Source organism: Mycolicibacterium arseniciresistens (assembly GCF_030519285.1).
GTDB lineage: Bacteria > Actinomycetota > Actinomycetes > Mycobacteriales > Mycobacteriaceae > Mycobacterium > Mycobacterium arseniciresistens.
This window is the reverse complement of the sequence record NZ_JAUMSQ010000313.1, coordinates 1-3991: the sequence shown is the minus strand read 5'-3', so window position 1 is coordinate 3991 and position 3991 is coordinate 1. Positions and strand designations below refer to the sequence as shown.

Here is a 3991-nt window from a genome sequence, read left to right as displayed (position 1 = left end):
GAACAGCGCGGCGTTCGCGCCGACCCCGACCGCCACCGACCGGTCACCGCACACCACCTGGCCGGGCACCGGCCGCGCCGCCGCCGCCCACTCCATCGGGCCGAGCCGGCCGTGCTGGGCCATCGTCTCAGCCATCGTCGGGCGTCCACTTCCACATCTCGACGACGGTGCCCTGCCCCGGTGTCGATTCGACGATCAGCCGGTCCATCAGCCGCCGGGCGCCGGGCAGGCCGAGACCAAGGCCGCGGCCGGTCGAGTAGCCGTCCTCGAGTGCGCGGTCGATGTCGGCGATGCCGGGGCCGTCGTCCTCGGCGCGCACCACCAGCGCCCTGCGCCCGTCGCGGTACTGCACACCCACCCGCACCTCGCCGCGACCGGCGTAGCTGGTGATGTTGCGGGCGATCTCCGAGATCGCGGTGGCCACCATCGTCACGTCGGTCAGCGAGAAGCCCAGCCGGCGTGCGAGTTCGTGGCCGGCCTGGCGCGCGGTGACGATGTCGTCGGAGTCGTTGACGTCGACGACGAAGTCCGCCGACCGCGGCGGGGTCACGGTCGCGGCCGTTCGTCGCCCGGCGCCCGGCGGTGCAGCAGAGCCAGCCCCTCCTCCAGGTCGAGTGCGGTGTGCATGCCGTCGAACACCAGCCCAAGCTGCACCATCGCGAACGCCACCTCGGGCTGCAATCCGACGATCACGGTGTCGGCGCCGCGCAGCCGGGTCATGTGGGCGATCGTCCGAAGGGACCGGGCCGCATAGGAATCCATCACGTCGATGGCGGTCACGTCGACGATGATGCCCTGCGCGCGGAACCGGCTGACCCGCTCCATCAGGTCGTCCTGCAGCCGCTCGGTGTCGGAGTCGGTCAGAGCGGCCTGCACGGTCGCGATGAGGATCGCGCCCTGCTTGAGGATGGGTACCGGCATGGAAGTGGTTGCGGCGCAGTGGGCGCGCTCAGCCGTTCTGCTCGCCGGTGCGGCTCACCTCGTATCCGAGTAGGCGTTCTGCCTCCTCGATGCCGCCCTGCAGGTCGCCGACGGCGTTCATCTTCGACAGGTCGAGGCCGATGGTGACCAGTGTGAGGGCGATCTCCGAGGACAGCCCGGTGATGATCACGCTGGCGCCCATCAGGCCGGACGCGTCGACGGTCTGCACCAGGTGGTTGGCGACCGTGGAGTCGATGGTCGGGACGCCGGTGATGTCGATGACGACGACCTTGGCGCGGTTGGCCCGGATCGCACGCAGCAGCTGTTCGGTCACCTGGCGGGCCCGCTGACTGTCCAGCACACCGATGATCGGCAGGATCAGCAACTGCTCGCGCACCTGCAGCACCGGGGTGGAGAGCTCGCGGATGGCCTCCTGCTGCTGGCGGATGATGCGCTCGCGCTCCTGGACGAAGCTGACGCCCACGGTGTTGGCGATGCGGTTGGCGGCCGGCTCGTAGGCGTCGAGCACGCGGTTGAGCAGGTCGAAGTCGGTCTGGTATTTCTCGAACAGCGACCGGGCCAGCACATCGCGCAGCAGCAGCACGATCCCGAGCACCTCGTCGGTCTCGACGCCCCGCGGGATGATGCGTTCGGACAGGTCGCGGGCGTAGGCCTGCAGGGCCTCCACGCTGCCGGTCTCCAGCACCTCGACGTAGTTGTCGTAGACCGCGGTCGCCTCGGAGAACAGCTCCTCGGGCGTCATCGCGGTGAGCAGCTCGGCCGCGGTGATGCGGCGGGCCCACTCCTCGCGCAGCACCGTGCGGTTCTGCCGCAGATGCTTGACCAGCTGCGGCAACAGCCCCTCGGTGGAAATGCCGGGCGCGCCCGCGGCAATGAAATCGGTCGACATCTCGGTCATGTGCTCTCCCGGCCTGCGCATGCGCGCACCCGGCGCGCGAGTCACCTGACGAGCCTATCCCGGTGGTGGGCCCGTTTCCGGTGAAGTATTTTTTCCGTGTTGCCCGAGACGGTTAGGCTTCCAACGTCCGCCCACCGGCGGATGGCGACGTAAGGACGGCAGTTGTCAGCTTCGCAAGCGATCTCCACCTCGGTGCAGCACGTCGACGGCATCGCGGTGCTCGCCGTGGGCGGCGTGGTCGATCTCGCCACCTCCGCCACCCTCGAGGAAGTGGTCGCGGGCCTGGTGGACGAGCGTCCCGTGGCCCTGATCATCGACCTGTCCGAGGTGACGTTCCTGGCGTCGGTGGGCCTGCAGATCCTGGTCGCCACCCACGAGAAGGTCAGCCCGTCGGCCCGCTACGCGGTGGTGGCCGCCGGCCCCGTCACCGCCCGGCCGATCCAGCTGACGCGGCTGGACGACGTGTTCCCGCTGCACGCCACGCTCGACGACGCGCTGGCCGATCTGCGCGACGGCGACGCCACCGTCTGACCGGCTCAGCCGGCCGGAACGGCTCCGGCCGCGTCCCGGAGCACCCGTTTCAACCGCTCCAGCGGGTCACCCCCGCGCGGGTCGAGCCTGCGCGGATCGTCGGGCCGCTGCTCCTCGTCGTCCTCTGTCGGTGACCCCGCCGACGGGGGCGGCGGCGGTGGTGGAGGGGGCGGAGGCGGCGGTGGCGGTGGCGGTGGCGGCATCGCGTCGGCGTTCGCGATCTTCGCGGCCAACCGTTCGGCCGCGTCGTCGCGGATGGCGCGGCGCTCCTCGTCGGGGTCGGTGTTGCCGGCGAAGCACTCCGGCGGTGCGCCCTCGACGATCGCCAGCGCGCTGGTGTACCGCTCGCGGGCGGCCACCGGGTCCCTGGCGAAGCCGGCCAGGTCGCCCTGGGTCTCGCGGACCAGCTCGAGGTTGACCCGCACCGGGCAGGACAGCACGGGCTCGGTGCGGCGCAGGGCCTCGCCGAATTCGGCGTCCGCGTCGGCCAGACGGCCGTCGAGCACCGCCAGCGTGCCCGCGGCGAAGGGCGCCTTCGCGGTCTCGACGATGTTGCCGAACTGCAGCACCGAGACGTCGGAGGACAGGCCGTCGAGGTCCCGCTCGGCGTAGTCGTCGACGGCCGAACTGCCCGCCGCCACCATGGAGATCAGCTTGAGCGCGACGATGAGCGCCAGCGCCGCCACCGGCGCGGAGAAGATCAGCAGCCGTCTGCGGAGTCTCAGCCTCCGCGGGGTAGCCCCACGTCGCCGCGTCACGAGGTCACCGCCCGTCGGGCCGCCCGGTGCCTGCGCAGTTCGCGGACCATCAGGTAGATCTCGGCCAGGGCCAGCGCAGCGGCCAGCAGGGTGAGCAGCCAGTACCACTCCGTCCGCGGGGTGTTCTGGTCGGCGTCGGTGTCGGCGGAGGACGGCGCGGGCAGCACGCTTTCCAGCGGTGGTCCCGCGTCGCGCCGGGCGTAGGGCACGCCGAGCTGATCGGCCACCTGCTGCAGTGCGGCCTCGTCGAGCGGGGCGCCGTCGCCGGGTGCCGGGGTGCCGTAGCCGAGCACCGCACCGCCGTCGACCATGCCCGCCTCGATCTCGAAGCGGCCCTGCGGCGCCTGCGAGCCACCCGCGCCGGAGCCGAGGTAGAACACCAGGTTGCGCGAATTCGGGTACTGCTGGCCGGCCTGGATCAGTTGGTAGCGCAGGGGATTCGCGGCAGCGGCGACGTTGACCTGTGACGCCGCGTCGGGCGGGGCTGGGTACGGCGTCAGCGCTGCGGCCACCGGTTCGAGGCTCCATGCGTCGTCGGACAGCGGCCAGTCCAGCGACGGGCGGGCCGCGAACGAGATCACGGCGAACCGTGCCTGCGGATACCGCTCGATCAGGGTCTCGATGTCGGTCCGCATGCCCTCGATCCTGGGCCGGCCGTCGTAGTCGGCGACGCCGGAGTCCACCGACCGGTCCACCACGAAGAAGACGTTCGGCACGCCCGAGGGCGCCGCCGCGGCGGAGTCCGACTTCACGGTTCCCGCGCCGGGCCGGGCGAGCGCCGCGAGCACCAGGAGCACCGCCAGGGTCAGGCCGCTCCAGCGCAGCGCGGCCGCCCGCCGCTGCGCGCCCGTGGCGACGAACA

General features: G+C 71.8%; 6 protein-coding genes. 1 reads left to right on the top strand and 5 read right to left on the bottom strand.

All coding sequences use genetic code 11. The annotated features are described in order from the left end of the window. Window positions 1-127: 127 nt before the first annotated feature. The 3 genes from Q2100_RS26840 to Q2100_RS26830 are packed head-to-tail and all read right to left on the bottom strand — an operon-like array spanning window position 128 to window position 1840. Window positions 128-550, bottom strand: coding sequence for an anti-sigma regulatory factor (locus tag Q2100_RS26840; protein ID WP_269895984.1), 423 nt, complete (start codon window positions 548-550; stop codon window positions 128-130). After that, window positions 547-921, bottom strand: coding sequence for an STAS domain-containing protein (locus Q2100_RS26835; protein WP_264011616.1), 375 nt, complete (start codon window positions 919-921; stop codon window positions 547-549). The genes Q2100_RS26840 and Q2100_RS26835 overlap by 4 nt, the downstream gene beginning before the upstream one ends. A 28-nt stretch (window positions 922-949) precedes the next feature. Next, window positions 950-1840 (bottom strand): STAS domain-containing protein, encoded by an 891-nt coding sequence (locus tag Q2100_RS26830; RefSeq protein ID WP_264011615.1) that lies wholly within the window; start codon window positions 1838-1840, stop codon window positions 950-952. A gap of 162 nt (window positions 1841-2002) precedes the next feature. On the opposite strand from Q2100_RS26830, the gene Q2100_RS26825 reads away from it, so the two are divergent. Then, window positions 2003-2371: an STAS domain-containing protein gene (locus Q2100_RS26825; RefSeq protein ID WP_264011614.1), complete on the top strand. Its 369-nt coding sequence runs from the start codon at window positions 2003-2005 to the stop codon at window positions 2369-2371. Window positions 2372-2376: 5 nt separating this feature from the next. Here the strand turns inward: Q2100_RS26825 and Q2100_RS26820 are convergent, their stop codons facing one another. Then, complete coding sequence (locus Q2100_RS26820; RefSeq protein WP_302916508.1) at window positions 2377-3129, bottom strand: hypothetical protein; 753 nt, start codon at window positions 3127-3129, stop codon at window positions 2377-2379. After that, on the bottom strand, window positions 3126-3991 hold an 866-nt coding region (locus Q2100_RS26815; protein WP_302916507.1), incomplete at its 5' end, for a vWA domain-containing protein. The genes Q2100_RS26815 and Q2100_RS26820, both read right to left, overlap by 4 nt.